The sequence below is a fragment of the Rhizobium fabae genome, assembly GCF_003985135.1.
Classification (GTDB): domain Bacteria; phylum Pseudomonadota; class Alphaproteobacteria; order Rhizobiales; family Rhizobiaceae; genus Rhizobium; species Rhizobium pisi.
Window position 1 is genome coordinate 77,419 of record NZ_ML133659.1, and the last position, 15,366, is coordinate 92,784.

Annotated in this window: 10 protein-coding genes and 1 riboswitch; of the genes, 7 read left to right on the forward strand and 3 right to left on the reverse strand. The window is 62.8% G+C overall.

The features are described from left to right. Positions 1-4 precede the first annotated feature (4 nt). Together EFB14_RS26940 and EFB14_RS26945 are read right to left on the reverse strand one after the other, a co-directional pair. Positions 5-355, reverse strand: coding sequence for a hypothetical protein (locus EFB14_RS26940; RefSeq protein WP_126829556.1), 351 nt, complete (start codon positions 353-355; stop codon positions 5-7). Positions 356-389: 34 nt separating this feature from the next. After that, on the reverse strand, positions 390-1,394 hold the full coding sequence (locus EFB14_RS26945) for a glycine betaine ABC transporter substrate-binding protein (RefSeq protein ID WP_183605076.1): 1,005 nt from the start codon (positions 1,392-1,394) through the stop codon (positions 390-392). Positions 1,395-1,975: 581 nt separating this feature from the next. Between EFB14_RS26945 and EFB14_RS26950 the strand changes: the two genes are divergently transcribed. From EFB14_RS26950 to EFB14_RS26960, 3 genes are all read left to right on the forward strand, one after another. Then, on the forward strand, positions 1,976-3,430 hold the full coding sequence (locus tag EFB14_RS26950) for a cobyric acid synthase (protein WP_126829558.1): 1,455 nt from the start codon (positions 1,976-1,978) through the stop codon (positions 3,428-3,430). Positions 3,431-3,815: 385 nt separating this feature from the next. Then, the gene (locus EFB14_RS26955) at positions 3,816-4,586 is read left to right on the forward strand and encodes an SDR family oxidoreductase (RefSeq protein WP_126829616.1); all 771 of its coding nucleotides are present in this window, start codon (positions 3,816-3,818) and stop codon (positions 4,584-4,586) included. 258 nt (positions 4,587-4,844) lie between these two features. Further along, entirely contained in the window at positions 4,845-5,933 is a 1,089-nt protein-coding gene (locus tag EFB14_RS26960; RefSeq protein WP_126829617.1) for an adenylate/guanylate cyclase domain-containing protein, read from the forward strand. A 58-nt stretch (positions 5,934-5,991) separates the two neighbouring features. Here EFB14_RS26960 and EFB14_RS26965 read toward each other — a convergent pair whose 3' ends face one another. Next, entirely contained in the window at positions 5,992-7,782 is a 1,791-nt protein-coding gene (locus EFB14_RS26965; protein ID WP_126829559.1) for a chloride channel protein, read from the reverse strand. Positions 7,783-8,038: 256 nt separating this feature from the next. Beyond that, a riboswitch (cobalamin riboswitch) is annotated at positions 8,039-8,433 on the forward strand. A gap of 536 nt (positions 8,434-8,969) precedes the next feature. Between EFB14_RS26965 and cobU the strand changes: the two genes are divergently transcribed. Genes cobU through cobO form a run of 4 tightly spaced genes read left to right on the forward strand, consistent with a single transcriptional unit; the run spans position 8,970 to position 15,366 of the window. Beyond that, the gene (cobU, locus tag EFB14_RS26975; protein ID WP_126829561.1) at positions 8,970-9,494 is read left to right on the forward strand and encodes a bifunctional adenosylcobinamide kinase/adenosylcobinamide-phosphate guanylyltransferase; all 525 of its coding nucleotides are present in this window, start codon (positions 8,970-8,972) and stop codon (positions 9,492-9,494) included. Positions 9,495-9,498: 4 nt separating this feature from the next. After that, positions 9,499-10,545 (forward strand): cobalamin biosynthesis protein CobW, encoded by a 1,047-nt coding sequence (cobW, locus tag EFB14_RS26980; protein WP_126829562.1) that lies wholly within the window; start codon positions 9,499-9,501, stop codon positions 10,543-10,545. A 10-nt stretch (positions 10,546-10,555) separates the two neighbouring features. Continuing rightward, positions 10,556-14,737, forward strand: a complete 4,182-nt coding sequence (gene cobN / locus EFB14_RS26985; RefSeq protein ID WP_126829563.1) for a cobaltochelatase subunit CobN — start codon at positions 10,556-10,558, stop codon at positions 14,735-14,737. Next, positions 14,734-15,366 (forward strand): cob(I)yrinic acid a,c-diamide adenosyltransferase, encoded by a 633-nt coding sequence (gene cobO, locus EFB14_RS26990; protein ID WP_126829564.1) that lies wholly within the window; start codon positions 14,734-14,736, stop codon positions 15,364-15,366. The genes cobN and cobO overlap by 4 nt, the downstream gene beginning before the upstream one ends.

Genomic DNA, 15,366 nt, shown 5'->3' on the forward strand with positions numbered 1-15,366 from the left:
CGTCCTAGCGGACGACCGGGGGATATGCCCTTTCGAGGCCGCCGGATCGGCTGAGGCCGGTCCGGAAGGCTTGGTATGCGGGATGCTGGCCGGAGCGGGCGGTTTCCATCAGCCGGATCTGCAGCCGGTCCGGCGCGTCGGTCCCGAGCCACAGTCCGAGATTTTCAAGTTTCAGCGAGTTCAGGAAACGCGATTCCGCAGCAAGGTCGAGATGGCGGCGCAGGCCGTCGAGCAGATTGTCGTCCTGGGCGGCGTTCTCCATGAGCAGCGTCAGAAACGATTTGTCGGCGTCGGACAGCGCGGCAAGCTTTTCCGCGACGGTGTCGCGGTCGGGAAAGGGAATATTGCCAGTCATCTCGAATCGTCCGGTCGTTGATCGTGTCCTGTCGTTATAAGCTCGCCTTCACCTTCTCGGCTACATCGGCCGGCACCCATTTCGTCCACAGGCTCTCATAGTTGCGCAGGAAATAGACCGCGGCATCCGCATTGCTTTCGCGGTTTTCGTCCTGCCAGGCGAGCACCTGGTTGATGGTCTCGTTGTCCCATTTGCGGGTCCTGAGATAGGCGGTGACGGGGCCGGCGCGGCTGGCGAAAGACCTTGTCATCAGCGTGAAGGCGCGCGAGACCGGGTAGGAGTTGACGGCCGGCCTGATGCAGCCGACAACCGCGGTGCAGCGATCCCATTCGGCCTTGTCGTGGCTAACGCCGAAGCTCAGCCGGGTCATGTCGTATTTGCCGAGGATGGCGGTCGGCGCCCAGTAATAGCCGAGCCAGCCGACCTTGTTGTCGAAGGCGCGGGCGATCGACGCGTCGAGCCCTTTCGCGCTGCCGGTGTCGACCAGTTCGAAGCCGTTTCTTTCGCCCCCGAGCGCGTTGAACAGGTTGGCGGTGGAAATCCGGCAGCTCCAGTCGGGTGGGCAATTGTAGACGGCGCCCTTCGACGGGTCGTCTTCGGCGGGGAAGAGCTCTGGATGTCTCAGCGCATCCTCGACGGAGCGAATGTCGGGATTGGCGTCGGCGGTGAATTTCGGGATCCACCAGCCCTCGATGGCGCCGTCGGCCAGGATCTCGGCACCCTCTTCCAGCCGGCCGGTTTTGACGGCCTCATCGAGCAGGGCCCTGACGGAATTGATCCAGTATTCCGAGGCGATGTCGGGGATGCCTTTCTCGTTCATCGAGGCGAAGGTCGGAAGCGTGTCGCCGTCGACGATGGTGACGGAGCAGCCATAGCCCTTTTCCAGGATGATCTTGTCGAAGTTCGCCGCAATGCCGGCCGAGGCCCATTTCATCTCGGCGATCGAAACCTCGCCGCAGTCGGCGGCTTCGGCCGGCGCAGCGACAGTCCAAAGAGCCGCGGCAAAGACGGCCGAAATCAGAATCGTCTTCATCGTCATTCCCCGAATTTTTCTTCTTGGATCGGACGTGCAGCCGGGTCTTGAAATCCGGTATTCCCTGCGGTGCCGGCAGTCCGTCGCAAGCCATGTTCAAGCATGGCGCATTTTCTCAGGAGCCTACGCGTTCGTTTGCAGAAATCAATTGCCTTCTGCTCATGGTTGAGTATCTAAATTATTGAATTCGAATAATTTATGACGCCACGCCCGCCAATGTGGCGGCGGGTGAGAATGCACGTTCCTCGCGATCGCCGGTGGGCGTTCGGCAGAAAATTTGCCGGGAACGGCAAAAAAAGTCAAAATTAATATTTGCGTAAGGCTTCAATAACTCTCCGGTAAGAATGTGCCGTTATCAGTGGGGTCGCAGCGGGAACGACCGTTGCTTCTCCGGTTCAGGTAGTGCGTACCGGAGAAAGCGAGCTTCGCCGTGTAGAGGGTGAAGACGCCTGAGTTTTCGGCAAACCGCGCAGAGCCAAGGCCATGCGCGGTTTTCGCGTTTTCAGCTGGCGGCTGAGGCAAGCCTTGACCCGGGATCACAGCCCATTGTAGGCCTCGCCTGAACGAAGGACAAATACGGGCTGCCAATGGCAAGAGCGATCATGCTGCAGGGAACCGGCTCGGATGTCGGCAAGACGGTGCTGGTCGCCGGCCTCTGCCGGCTGGCGGCCAACCGCGGGCTCACCGTTCGTCCGTTCAAGCCGCAGAACATGTCGAACAATGCGGCGGTCGCCGATGACGGCGGCGAGATCGGCCGGGCGCAATGGCTGCAGTCGCTGGCCGCCCGCACGCCGTCCTCGGTGCACATGAACCCGGTGTTGCTGAAGCCGCAATCGGAAAACGGCAGCCAGATCGTCGTCCAGGGCAGGGTGTTCGGCCAGGCCAAGGGGCGGGACTATCAGCGGCTGAAGCCGCAACTGCTTGGCGCCGTGCTCGAGAGCTTCGAAAAAGTGGCCGCGGGCGCCGATCTCGTGATCGTCGAGGGCGCCGGATCGCCGGCTGAGATCAATCTGAGAGCTGGCGATATCGCCAATATGGGTTTTGCGATGCGGGCTGGCGTGCCGGTCGTGCTGGTCGGCGATATCGACCGAGGCGGCGTCATCGCTTCGCTCGTCGGCACGCATGCGATCCTCGACGAGGGCGACCGGGCGATGATTTCCGGCTATCTCATCAACAAATTCCGCGGCGACGTCTCGCTGTTTGACGACGGCATCCGCGCCATCGAAGGCTTCACCGGCTGGCCGTGCTTCGGCGTCGTGCCGTGGCTATCCGCGGCTGCGCGCCTGCCGGCCGAGGATTCGGTCGTGCTCGAACGGCTGGCGAAGGGCGGGGCCGGCGCGCTGAAGGTCGCCGTGCCGGTGCTGCCGCGCATCGCCAATTTCGACGATCTCGATCCGCTGAGGGCCGAGCCGGATGTCGAGTTGGTCTTCGTGCGGTCAGGCGAACGATTGCCTGCCGACGCGGGCCTCGTCGTCCTTCCCGGCTCGAAATCGACGATATCGGATCTCGCCGACTTCAGGGCCCAAGGCTGGGACCGGGATCTCCAGACGCACATCAGGCGCGGCGGCCGGGTGATCGGCATCTGCGGCGGCTATCAGATGCTTGGCCGAACGGTGCGCGATCCGCTCGGCATCGAGGGCGGGACGCTGGAGACGCCGGGGCTTTCGCTTCTCGACGTCGAGACCGAGATGGCGCCGGAGAAGACCGTGCGCAACAGCCAGGCCCGCTCGACCGAATATGACGTACCGCTTGCCGGCTACCAGATCCATCTCGGCATCACCCGCGGCCCGGATTGCGACAGGCCTTCGGCAATTATCGACGGCGCGCCCGACGGGGCGGTGTCGGCCGACGGCCGGATCATGGGCACCTATCTGCACGGCCTCTTCGGCAGCGACGCCTATCGCGCCCGGCTGCTTCAAAGCTTCGGCCTGTCGGGCGAGCAGCGGAATTACCGCGAGAGTGTCGACCGGGCGCTCGATGAGATTGCGAGCGATCTGGAGAGGCATCTTGATCCGCGCTGGCTTGCGGGGCTGCTCGGCTAGGTTGGGTGTGTCGTGCTGTCTTTGCGGCTGGCTTGATGAGGGAGCAACATCGGCTTCGCCGGATATTTCTTGCTCCGGTCAAGGAGAGAGGGCAAAGCGCCGCCACATATCCCTTCTCCCCAGCGGGGAGAAGATGCCGGCAGGCAGATGAGGGGGTGAGCGGCAGAGCCGCGAATGCGCTGAGCGCGAGCGAAGGGCAATGAATGGTGTGCCGTGCCGCCCCCTCATCCGCCCTACGGGCACCTTCTCCCCGAGGGGAGAAGAAGGGAGCCAAGCCGGGCCCCCATCGTTCCACAGGATAGCGTCTTGTTCCGCTCTTGCCAAATTAGTTGACTGAGTCCATTAATTGCAGCGGCGACGGACCCGGTGGAGGACGATGAAAACCATGAGCGTGCTGGATCGATTTTCACTGGCAGGTCAGGTGGCGCTGGTCACCGGCGGCGGCCGTGGTCTGGGTTTCGAGATGGCACGCGCCCTGGCCGAGGCCGGCGCGCATGTCGTCGTTACCGGACGCACGGCGGCGATGCTGGACGAAGCGGTCAGGACCATCCGGGCCGCGGGCGGGACGGCCGAGGCCGCCGCTTTCGACATTGCCGACCGCGAGGCCCAGCGTGCTGTGATGGCCGACATCGACAGGAACCATGGCCGTCTCGATATCCTGATCAACAATGTCGGAGTTCGCGACAGGCGGCCGCTGGCCGAATTCGACGATGATGCCATCATCGAACTGTTGCGTACCGATCTGGCCGCGGCGATGACGCTTTCGCGGGATGCGGCCGCGCTGATGAAACGGCGCCATCACGGCCGCCTGATCGCGGTGACTTCCATCAGCGGCCATGTCGCAATGCCCGGCGACTGCGTCTATCCGGCAGCCAAGCAGGGCCTGACCGGTCTGATGCGCGGCATGGCGGTCGAATTCGGCCCGCATGGCATTACCAGCAACGCGATTGCGCCGGGCTGGTTCGCCACCGAGACGAACGCGGCGATGGCTCAAAACGAGGAGTTGATGCCTTTCGTGCGCCAGCGCATTCCGGTCCAGCGATGGGGACGGCCTGACGAGATTGCCGGCGCGGCGCTGTTTCTCGCAAGCCCCGCCGCCTCTTTCGTCAACGGCCACGTGCTGACCGTCGACGGTGGAATGACGGTCAGGATGTGAGAGAAGATGCCGCAGGCGTCGTGCCTGCGCTGCGGTTGTCGTTGCCATGATCGATGGCTAGAAACATCTGCCTGACTCGACTATTGGTTGATTTGGCAATGCCCCGGTTGGTTATCGCCGTCCATTTGCCCGATTTCCGACCATAAATTGCGTCGGTCATGTGGAGGTTCTAAAATTAACAATCATACTCAGTGGCTTATAGAGCAGGGGCTCACCAGCGAGCATATTGGTGACCTCGTCGCCGGCCTCTGCGACAGGCTGATTGCCGACGGCATTCCGATCTGGCGGGCCAGCATCACCATGCCATCCCTTCATCCCATGTATCGCGGCATCTCGGCCAATTTCGTGCGCGGTGGTGCGACCGTTCTCGAAAATGCGGCGCATGGCAGCGTGGAAGAGCGCAACTTCGAGAAAACACCGATCTTTTACCTGTTGAGCCGCGGCGAGAGAATAGGGCGCTGGATATTGGCCAAGGGTGAGGGGCTCGACTATCCGCAGCTTGCGGAATTTGCGCTTGCCGGCGGCACGGACCACCTTGTCAGCCTTTGCGAATTTCCGAAGGAGGTCGCGTTGCGTGGGCTCGGTTTCTCCCTGACCAGCGATGCGCCGGGTGGATTTTCCGATGATCAGCTGGCAATCGTCAAAGCGCTTGTCCCTGCGCTGGGACTGGCGGCTTACCGCGTGGCGGTATCGAAAACCGCCACCGAAATCCTCGCGGTCTACACCGGCGCCAGAACCAGCGCGCGCATCCTAGCCGGGGAGACCCAGAGGGGAACGGGCGGTTCTATCAACGCTGCGATCCTGCTTGCCGATCTCCGAAATTTCACGGCCCTGACCGAGGTCTATCAGCCCGGCGAGATCGTCGAGTTTCTGAACGAACATTTCGAGCTGATCGACCGGCATGTCGAGGAAAATTCCGGCGAGATCCTCAAATTCATGGGCGACAGCGTGCTTGCGATCTTTCCGACCGACGCCGAGGAGCCGCAGAAGGCTTGCATGGCGGCGCTGGCTTCCGCGAAGAATCTGCTGAAAGCAAACGAGGTGCTGAACCGCGAGCGGACGCAAAACGGCGGCCCCGACATCGGCGTCGATGTCGTGCTGCATCTGGGCGAGGTTTTCTATGGGAATGTCGGCGCTCGCGGCAGGCTCGATTTCACGGTGATCGGCAGGGCCGTCAACGAGGCCTCGCGGCTTGAAAAGCTTTGCGGCACGCTCGAACAGCCACTCCTGATGTCGGAGAGTTTCGCGACGACCTGTGCGGTGCCATGCCAATATCTCGGATCGTTCGAACTGCGCGGCGTTTCGAAGAGGGCCGAGGTCTTCAGGCTCGCCGACGCTGCTGAATAGTTCGAACGACGTCCTTTGCGTGTCTGAAAAGTCGCGCGCCGCCGGAGGCCGTAGCGGTTCAAATCTCGCCTGAGACCTCGCGGCGGCGGCGGTCGAGTTCTTCGCTGTAGCGGCGCAGCGTATAGCTTTCGCTGAGCTGGCCGATCACCTTGCGCTCGATCAGGTTGTTGACGACGGCGAGCGCTTCGCTTTCGGACTTGTCGAAAATCGCAGCCGCCTGCCTGGCGTTCATCTGCGGCTGCAGGAAATCGTTGCGGTAGCGGATGAAATCGGCAAGCGCCTTGCCCTCGTCCTGGGCGTCGGTCGGATTGGCGTAGATCTCGGGCACCAGCACGAGACCGGCATATTTGTCGCTCTCCTCGACGAGGATGACGCGCTGGGTCGAGCCGATCGGGAAGGCCTTTTTGAACTCCTCCAGCGAGATACCCGCTTTGGCCGTCTTCACGTCGGCGCGCATCAGCTTGTCCACCGTCAGGTTGCGGATCCAGCCGACATCGTGGGCACTGCGGATGCTTTCGCCGCGCAGGTGGAAGCGCCATGTGGCGAAGGAATAGCCGAAGGTCGAGCGCACGACGAGCGAGGAAGTGATGACGGCAGCGAGCACAAGTGCTGTGATCGGGAAATCGCCGGTGATTTCGAGCGCCAGGAAGGTCATCGTCAGTGGCCCGCCGATCACGGCGACGGCAAGCGAGCTCATGCCGACCACGGCATAGATGACCGGCGTCAGCGTCGCATTGGCGAAATAGGGCCCGCCATAAGCGAAGAGCTTGCCGAGCAGGGCGCCCATGAACAGCGAGGCGAAGAACAGGCCGCCCCTGAAGCCGGAGCCGATCGAGATTGCCGAGGCAAGCGATTTCAACAGGAAGAGACCGATCAGCACCGGGATCGCCACGTCTCGCGACAGATTGAGATGCAGGGCGCCATGGCCGGCCGAGAGCACCTGCGGCGAGATCATCGCCAGCAGCCCGACGATGATGCCGCCGAGCGCCGGGCGGAAGGGCGGGGCGATCGAACTCTTGCGCGCCAGTTCCTCGATGAAGGCGACGCCCTGCATGAGGAGGATGCCGACGCCGGCCGAGACCGCGCCGAGCAGCAGCGTCGGTATATAATCCGCCGGCACGACTGAGCCGAATCTGCCGATATCGATCGTGAAGTCGCCCTCGGCGAGCAGCCTTGCGATGAGGGTGGAAACGAGAGCGGAGACGACGACCGGGGTCAGCGACACGATCGTGTAGGTGCCAATGATCAGCTCGAAGGCGTAGAAGGCGCCCGTCAGCGGCGCATTGAAGGCGGCGGCGATGGCGCCCGCAGCCCCGCAGCCGACGAGGATGCGCAGGTCTGAGCGGCGCAGCTGCAGCTTCAAGCCGAATTTCGAAGCGATGCCAGCGGCAAGCTGGGTATAGCCGGCTTCCAGGCCGACGGAGGCGCCGAAGCCGTTGGAAATCAAGTTCTGCACGGCGACGATGATGCTGTCGGTCAGGGACAGGCGGCCGCCATGCAGCGCGTTGGCTTCGATCGGGTCGACCATCGGCTTCTTGCGCCGTTTCGCCATCACGAAGAGCAGAAGCCCGAGCAGGACGCCGCCCATCACGGGGGCGATGAGCAGCAGCAGCTTGTCGTCGATCACTGACGCGCTCAGCCTTTCGCTGTCTGAAATGCCGAAGATCATCTGGTGCAATTCGCTCGAGACGAAACTCATACCGGTGACGGCAAGCCCCGAGGCGATGCCGACGACGGCGCCCGCCATGGAAAGGCCGACCTCGCTGCGTCGCGTCAGTACGCGCAGCCGACCGGGGTCGAGGAAAACACGCAGCGCGCGGAAACGGCGCCGATCCAATTTCATAAGCATGGCTAGACAACTAGGCAGGGAGAGGCCCGGTCAAGGGCGGAGGTGCAGTCCGCATGCGACGCAATTGCGGCGAAAAGCCGGCCCGCGGGATAAATATTTGTGACGTAAGCCTCTGATAAATTACGATATTTTAGGTAGAGTAAGTCGTGTTGGCGCGAGCGTGCCGGCCGGCCGGCCATTCCCTGGCGGTGAAGGCTGGTTGACTTCACCCCTGAGCTTGCCTAACCATCCCTGATATAACGGATGGTCGCCTGACCATCCTGACATAACGGATGGTTCCGGATCGGCGTTCTGCCCTTCCGGATGAAAAGGGAATGTGACGGGGCGGACCCAAGCCGGGCGCCTTCATCACAGCCGACCCCGCGACTGTAGAGCGGTCAGGGTCTTCCATCCGGCATCGAACCCTTTCTGCCGGCATGCAATGGTGCAGGCGGGCGGTACGGGCGACATGCCGGAAAAGCCACTGGACATGCATGGTGATCAACCGGGGTCGGACGCCTCTATCTCTACGAATCGTCCACCTTTTCATCGATGTAGCCGGGAAGGCGAGGCAGATCCGCTGGCACGATCTGGGGCGACCGGTTTCCGGTCCGCCCCAGATCGCGGCCGATACCCGCGAGCCAGGAGACCTGCCATCCCGTGCCGGGCGAAAAGCCCAAACCTGGGCGCTATGCCCGTTGCCAGCACGGAGGTTGTCTTGGCTGAACGATTGAATTCAGCGTGGCCCGGTGCGGCGCGGCTTACTTCCTCTTCTCCCCAGCGGGGAGACGGTGGCCCGAAGGGTCGGATGAGGGGGCCACACGGCATACCCGTCATTTTTGCCCTTCACTCACGCTCCGTGCATTCGCGGCTTCGCCGCTCACCCCCTCAACCGCCTGCCGGCACCTTCTCCCCGCTGGGGAGAAGAGACATGTGGAGGCGCCTCGCTTCCTCTCATTCGCGAAGGGGGAGCGAAATATGGGCTGAGACCCGTGGCTCAGCGCATTTGAGAGGCACTTTCCTCTCCTCCCTCATTCCTGTGCTTGTCACAGGAATCCAGCCGCGGCGCGTCTGCGCCGTGAATGAATCCATGCCGTTGTTGAATGAATCTCTCGTGCCCAAGGACTTGGGCACGCTGGATTCCTGTGACAAGCACAGGAATGAGGGAAGTTGGTGGAGCCGCGCCTTAGCTCAAGGGCGACCGTAGCATGACCAAGAGCCTTCTAAACACCACCTTCATCCTCGGCGGCGCCCGCTCTGGCAAGTCGCGCTTCGCCGAAAACCTCGTCACCACTAGCGGCCTCGATCGCCACTACCTCGCCACCGGCCGCGCCTGGGACGACGAAATGCAGGCGCGCATCGACCAGCACAAGGCCGATCGCGGCCCCTCCTGGACCACGCATGAAGAGCCGCTCGATCTCACCGAGCGCCTTGCCGCCATCGACGGCGAGGGCAGGGCTGTTCTCGTCGACTGCCTGACGCTATGGCTCACCAATCTGATGATGGACGGGCGCGATATCGCCGCCCAGTCCGTAGCCCTTGCCGATTTGCTGCCCGTCGCAAAGGCGCGGCTCGTTATCGTTTCCAATGAAGTCGGTCTCGGCATCGTGCCTGAGAACCGCATGGCGCGGGAGTTTCGCGACCATGCCGGACGGCTGCACCAGATGATCGCGGCTTCGGCCGCCGAAGTCTATTTTATCGCGGCAGGCCTGCCGCTGAAAATGAAGGGTTAATTCCATGCAGCAGAAAATTCCCGCAACCGTCATCACCGGCTTTCTCGGCGCGGGCAAGACGACGATGATCCGCAACCTGCTCACCAATGCCGGCGGCAAGAAGATTGCGCTCATCATCAACGAGTTCGGCGATCTCGGCGTCGATGGCGATGTGCTGAAGGGCTGCGGCGCGGAGAATTGCACCGAGGACGATATTATCGAGCTCACCAATGGCTGCATCTGCTGCACGGTGGCCGACGATTTCATTCCGACCATGACAAAGCTTCTGGAGCGCGAGCAGCGCCCTGATCATATCGTCATCGAAACCTCCGGCCTTGCCTTGCCGCAGCCGCTGGTCGCCGCTTTCAACTGGCCTGATATCCGTAGCGAAGTCACCGTCGATGGCGTCATCACCGTGGTCGATAGCGCCGCTGTTGCCGCCGGGCGTTTTGCCGACGACCACGATGCCGTCGATGCACGCCGCGCCGAGGATGAATCGCTTGATCATGAAAGCCCGATCGAGGAGCTGTTCGAGGATCAGCTGACCTGTGCCGATCTGATCGTGCTCAACAAGACCGATCTGATCGACGCTGACGGCCTTGGCCGCGTGAAGAGCGAAGTCGCCTCGCGCATTGCCCGCAAGCCCGTGATGATCGAGGCCAGGAACGGCGAGGTGCCGGCAAGCGTGCTGCTCGGCCTCGGTATCGGCACGGAAGACGATATCGTCAACCGCAAGTCCCATCACGAGCTGGAGCATGAAGAGGGCGAGCCGCACGATCACGACGAATTCGACAGCTTCGTCGTCGAGCTCGGCGCGATTGCGGATACATCAGGTTTCGTCGAGAAGCTGAAGGGCATCATCGCCGAGCATGACGTGCTGCGCCTCAAGGGTTTCATCGATGTCTCCGGTAAGCCCATGCGCCTGCAGCTGCAGGCTGTGGGTGCCCGCATCGACCAGTATTTCGACCGCGCCTGGGCGCCCGGGGAAAAGCGGGCCACGCGTCTCGTCGTCATCGGTCTGCACGAAATGGATCAGGACGCGGTGCGCAAGGCGATCGAAGCGCTCGCTTAGGGAATAATCGATGCATCTGCTTCTCGCCCAACAGGGAACGATCAGCGACGGAGACGAGGCCATCGACCTCGGCCAGTCGCCGGGCGATATCCTGTTCCTCTCGGCCGCCGACACCGAGCTTGCGGCGATCGCCGCGGCTTATGCCGACCGGACGAGCGGGCATACGCTCAGGCTTGCGAGCCTGATGAGCCTGAAGCATCCGATGTCGGTCGATACCTACGTCGAACGCACGGCGCGGCATGCGAAGCTGATCATCGTGCGGGCGCTCGGCGGGGCGAGCTATTTTCAATATGCGCTGGAGGCGCTGCATGCGGCGGCGGCGCGTAGCGGGGCGCTGATTGCGGTGCTGCCGGGGGATTCCAAGCCGGATGCGGGTCTGACGCCGTTTTCCAATGTAGCGCTTGAGGATCTCAATGCGTTGTGGGGCTATCTGATCGAAGGTGGTGACGCCAATGCGCGGGGCTTTCTTGCCTATGCGGCGGCAATGCTGTCTGGGGAGGAGAAGCCGGCGCAGGCTGCGCCTTTGATGAAGGCGGGGATCTGGTGGCCGGGGCGGGGGCTGGTTGGAGTTGAGGAGTGGAAGGGGCTTGTTTCGGGTGTTTCTCCGTCGGCTGTTGAGGGCGTGGCACCCCCCTCTGTCCTGCCGGACATCTCCCCCACAAGGGGGGAGATCAGCAAGTGGCAAGACCACCGTTCTACATCGGTTGTTTGGGGAGAAGCTCTCAGCGATCCGATCTCCCCCCTTGTGGGGGAGATGCCCGGCAGGGCAGAGGGGGGTGTGGCGGTGCAGGACCGAATTGGTCTTCTATCCCATCGAAATTCGCCACTGGGAATGATGGTAGCGGAGGAGGGATTTGAACCCCCGACCGTAGCCATCGCCTTCTACCGCGCCCTCGTCCAGAGCGGCGAAACCAAACCCATCGAAGCCTTGATCGAAGCACTTCAGCAACAAGGCCTGCGCCCGCTGCCAGTCTTCGCCTACAGCCTCAAGGATCCCGTCTCCAAAGGCATCCTCGAAAGCATCTTCGCCGAACTCAAACCCGAGGTCGTGATCAACACGACAGGCTTTGCCGTCTCCGCACCCGGCGCTGATCGCCAGTCGACGGTGCTGGAGGCCAATGACGCGATCGTGCTGCAGGCCATCTTTTCCGCTTCGTCGCGGGAGGCCTGGGCCGCCTCGTCGCAGGGACTGTCGGCACGCGATCTCGGCATGAATGTCGCGCTGCCGGAGGTGGATGGCCGGGTGCTGTCGCGCGCCGTCTCCTTCAAATCAGCCGCGCGTTACGACGCTGCGGTCGAGGCCAATATCGTTTCCAGCGAGCCGGATGCCGGGCGCATGAACTATGTGGCATCGCTTGCCGCCAACTGGGCGCGGCTACGGCAGATGCCGGCGGAGAGCAGGCGCGTTGCGCTCGTCATTGCGAACTATCCGAACCGCGACGGACGGCTCGGCAATGGCGTCGGGCTGGATACGCCAGCCGGCACCATCGAGGTGATGCGGGCGATGGAGAAGGCCGGTTATCCCATTGCCGATATCCCAGCCGATGGCGATGCGCTGATACGGCACCTGATGTTGGGGCCGACCAATTCCGGCTTCGACGGCAAGGTCGTGCGCGAGCGGCTTTCCCTGAGTCGATACAAGGATTTCCTGGAATCTCTTCCCAATCAGATTCAGGATGAGGTCAACGCGCGCTGGGGCGCGCCGGAGGCCGATCCCTATGTCCACGATGGCGCTTTCGCGCTGCCTTTCGCCCGGTTCGGCGAGTTGCTGATCGGTATCCAGCCGGCGCGCGGCTACAACATCGATCCGAAGGAAAGTTATCACTCGCCCGATCTCGTGCCGCCGCACGGCTATCTTGCCTTCTATGCTTTCCTGCGCGAGGAATTCGGCGCGCAGGCCGTGATCCACATGGGCAAGCACGGCAATCTGGAATGGCTGCCGGGCAAGGCGTTGGCGCTATCTGAGGCCTGCTATCCCGAGGCGATCCTCGGGCCGCTGCCGCATCTCTATCCTTTCATCGTCAACGATCCCGGCGAGGGCACGCAGGCCAAGCGCCGCACTGCAGCTGTTATCATCGACCATCTGACGCCGCCGCTGACACGGGCCGAAAGCTATGGGCCGCTGAAGGATCTGGAGGCGCTGGTCGACGAATATTACGAGGCGTCCGGCGGCGATTCCAGGCGTATCCAGCTGCTGTCGCGGCAGATCCTGGATCTTGTCGCCGATATTGGGCTGGATCGGGATGCAGGCATTGCCAAGGGCGAGAGCGAAGGCGAGGCACTGAAGAAGCTTGATGCCTATCTCTGCGATCTCAAGGAAATGCAGATCCGTGATGGGCTGCATGTGTTTGGCGTTTCGCCCGAGGGGCGGTTGCTGACGGATCTCACCGTGGCGCTGGCGCGGGTGCCGCGCGGGCTGGGTGAGGGTGGAGATGCGAGCCTGCAGCGGGCGATTGCTGGGGATGCTGGGTTAAGCTTCGTGCCTGCGACACCCCCCTCTGTCCTGCCGGACATCTCCCCCACAGGGGGGGAGATCGACAAGGGGCCCGACCTCAGCTCCACATCAATTGTTTGGGGAAGCCTTGTCGGCGATCCAATCTCCCCCCTTGTGGGGGAGATGTCCGGCAGGACAGAGGGGGGTAGCTCCACATTCGACCCTCTCGACTGCGACATGGCCGCTATCTGGACTGGCCCACGCGCGGAGATCCTGGCGGACATCCTCGACGCCCCGTGGCGCACGAACGGCGACACCGTCGAGCGCATCGAACTGCTCGCCACCAAGCTTGTCTCCGGCGAAATCACCTGCCCACCTCTCTGGTCCCAAACCAGAAGTGTGCTCGATGAAATCGAAGCTCGCCTCAAACCCTCGATCCTCGCCTGCGGCCCGGCCGAGATCGCCGGTCTGCTACGCGGCCTCGATGGCCGTTTCGTCCCGCCCGGCCCCTCCGGCGCTCCAACGCGGGGCAGGCCTGATGTCTTGCCGACGGGGCGGAATTTCTATTCGGTGGACAGCCGGGCGGTGCCGACACCGGCGGCGTATGAGCTCGGCAAGAAATCCGCCGAACTGCTGATCCGCCGTTATGTGCAGGATCATGGCGAGTGGCCCATCTCTTTCGGGCTGACGGCCTGGGGCACGTCGAACATGCGCACCGGCGGCGACGATATTGCCCAGGCTTTGGCGCTGATCGGGGTCAAGCCGGTGTGGGACATGGCCTCGCGGCGGGTCACCGGCTACGAGATTATTCCGCAGGCCGTGCTGCGCCGGCCGCGGGTGGATGTGACACTGCGTATTTCCGGCTTTTTCCGCGATGCCTTTCCCGAGCAGATCGCGCTCTTCGATAAGGCGATCCGCGCCGTCGGTGCGCTGGAGGAGGATGCTGCCGACAACCCGATTGCCGAGCGCATGCGCGGCGAGGCGGCGCGGCTTGCTGCTGCCGGGCTCGACGAAAAAGCCGCAGCGAAGCGGGCCGGCTATCGCATCTTCGGGTCCAAGCCTGGGGCCTATGGCGCCGGTCTGCAGGCGCTGATCGACGAGAAGGGATGGGAGCAGCGCGCGGATCTGGCTGAGGCCTATCTCGTCTGGGGCAGTTATGCCTATGGCGCGGGCGAGGAGGGTCGGGCCGAGCGCGGGGTCTTCGAGGAACAGCTGCGGTCCATTCAGGCGGTCGTGCAGAACCAGGACAATCGCGAGCATGACCTGCTCGACAGCGATGACTATTACCAGTTCGAGGGCGGCATGGCGGCGGCGGCGGAAATGGTTGGCGGGGCGCGGCCGGCGATTTATCACAACGACCATTCGCGGCCGGAAAAGCCTGTTATCCGTTCGCTCGAAGAAGAGATCGGGCGGGTGGTGCGCGGGCGCGTCGTCAATCCGAAATGGATCGAGGGCGTCATGCGCCACGGCTACAAGGGCGCCTTCGAGATTGCCGCGACGGTCGACTATCTCTTTGCCTTTGCGGCGACGACGGGCGCCGTCGGCAATCACCATTTCGAGGCGGTCTATCAGGCCTTCGTCGCCGACCCCAAGGTCCGCGATTTCATGGCCGAGAAGAACCCGGCCGCCCTTTCCGACATGAGGGAGCGGCTCATGGAGGCGATCGAGCGCAGGCTCTGGACCCCGCGCAGCAACTCGGCGCAATTCAACCTCACTGAATCCAACGAAACCAAGAAAAGAGCAGGCAGACAGCCATGACCGAAGAGCCAGTCGTACCAGCCGAAAAGGACGATGCCCGTCACGCCGAGAAGATGGCGAAGAAGAAGGCGGCGCGTGACAAGATCATGGCCAGCAAGACGGATGAGAAGGGCCTGATCATCGTCCATACCGGCAAGGGCAAGGGCAAATCATCAGCCGCTTTCGGCATGATCTTCCGCCATATCGCCCATGGCAAGCCGTCTGCTGTCGTGCAGTTCATCAAAGGCGCGATGTGGACGGGCGAGCGGGATCTGATCGAGAAGCATTTCTCCGATCTCTGCCAGTTCCACACGATGGGCGAGGGCTTTACCTGGGAGACGCAGGACCGGGCGCGGGATGTGGCGGCGGCAGGTGCGGCCTGGGAAAAGGCCAAGGAACTGATCCGCGACGAGCGCAATTCCATGGTGCTGCTCGACGAGATCAACATCGCGCTGCGCTACGACTATCTCGATATTAACGAGGTGGTGGAGTTCCTGAAGACCGAAAAGCCTTACATGACGCATGTCGTGTTGACGGGGCGCAACGCCAAGGACGAGCTGATCGAGGTCGCCGATCTCGTCACCGAGATGGAGCTTGTCAAGCATCCGTTCCGCTCCGGCATCAAGGGGCAGCCGGGCGTGGAGTTCTGA

Coding starts and splice junctions, on each gene's coding strand:
- EFB14_RS26940 (WP_126829556.1), bottom strand. CDS start 355: ATGACTGGCAATATTCCCTTTCCCGACCGCGACACCGTCGCGGAAAAG.
- EFB14_RS26945 (WP_183605076.1), bottom strand. CDS start 1,394: ATGACGATGAAGACGATTCTGATTTCGGCCGTCTTTGCCGCGGCTCTT.
- EFB14_RS26950 (WP_126829558.1), top strand. CDS start 1,976: ATGGCAAGAGCGATCATGCTGCAGGGAACCGGCTCGGATGTCGGCAAG.
- EFB14_RS26955 (WP_126829616.1), top strand. CDS start 3,816: ATGAGCGTGCTGGATCGATTTTCACTGGCAGGTCAGGTGGCGCTGGTC.
- EFB14_RS26965 (WP_126829559.1), bottom strand. CDS start 7,782: ATGCTTATGAAATTGGATCGGCGCCGTTTCCGCGCGCTGCGTGTTTTC.
- cobU (WP_126829561.1), top strand. CDS start 8,970: ATGACCAAGAGCCTTCTAAACACCACCTTCATCCTCGGCGGCGCCCGC.
- cobW (WP_126829562.1), top strand. CDS start 9,499: ATGCAGCAGAAAATTCCCGCAACCGTCATCACCGGCTTTCTCGGCGCG.
- cobN (WP_126829563.1), top strand. CDS start 10,556: ATGCATCTGCTTCTCGCCCAACAGGGAACGATCAGCGACGGAGACGAG.
- cobO (WP_126829564.1), top strand. CDS start 14,734: ATGACCGAAGAGCCAGTCGTACCAGCCGAAAAGGACGATGCCCGTCAC.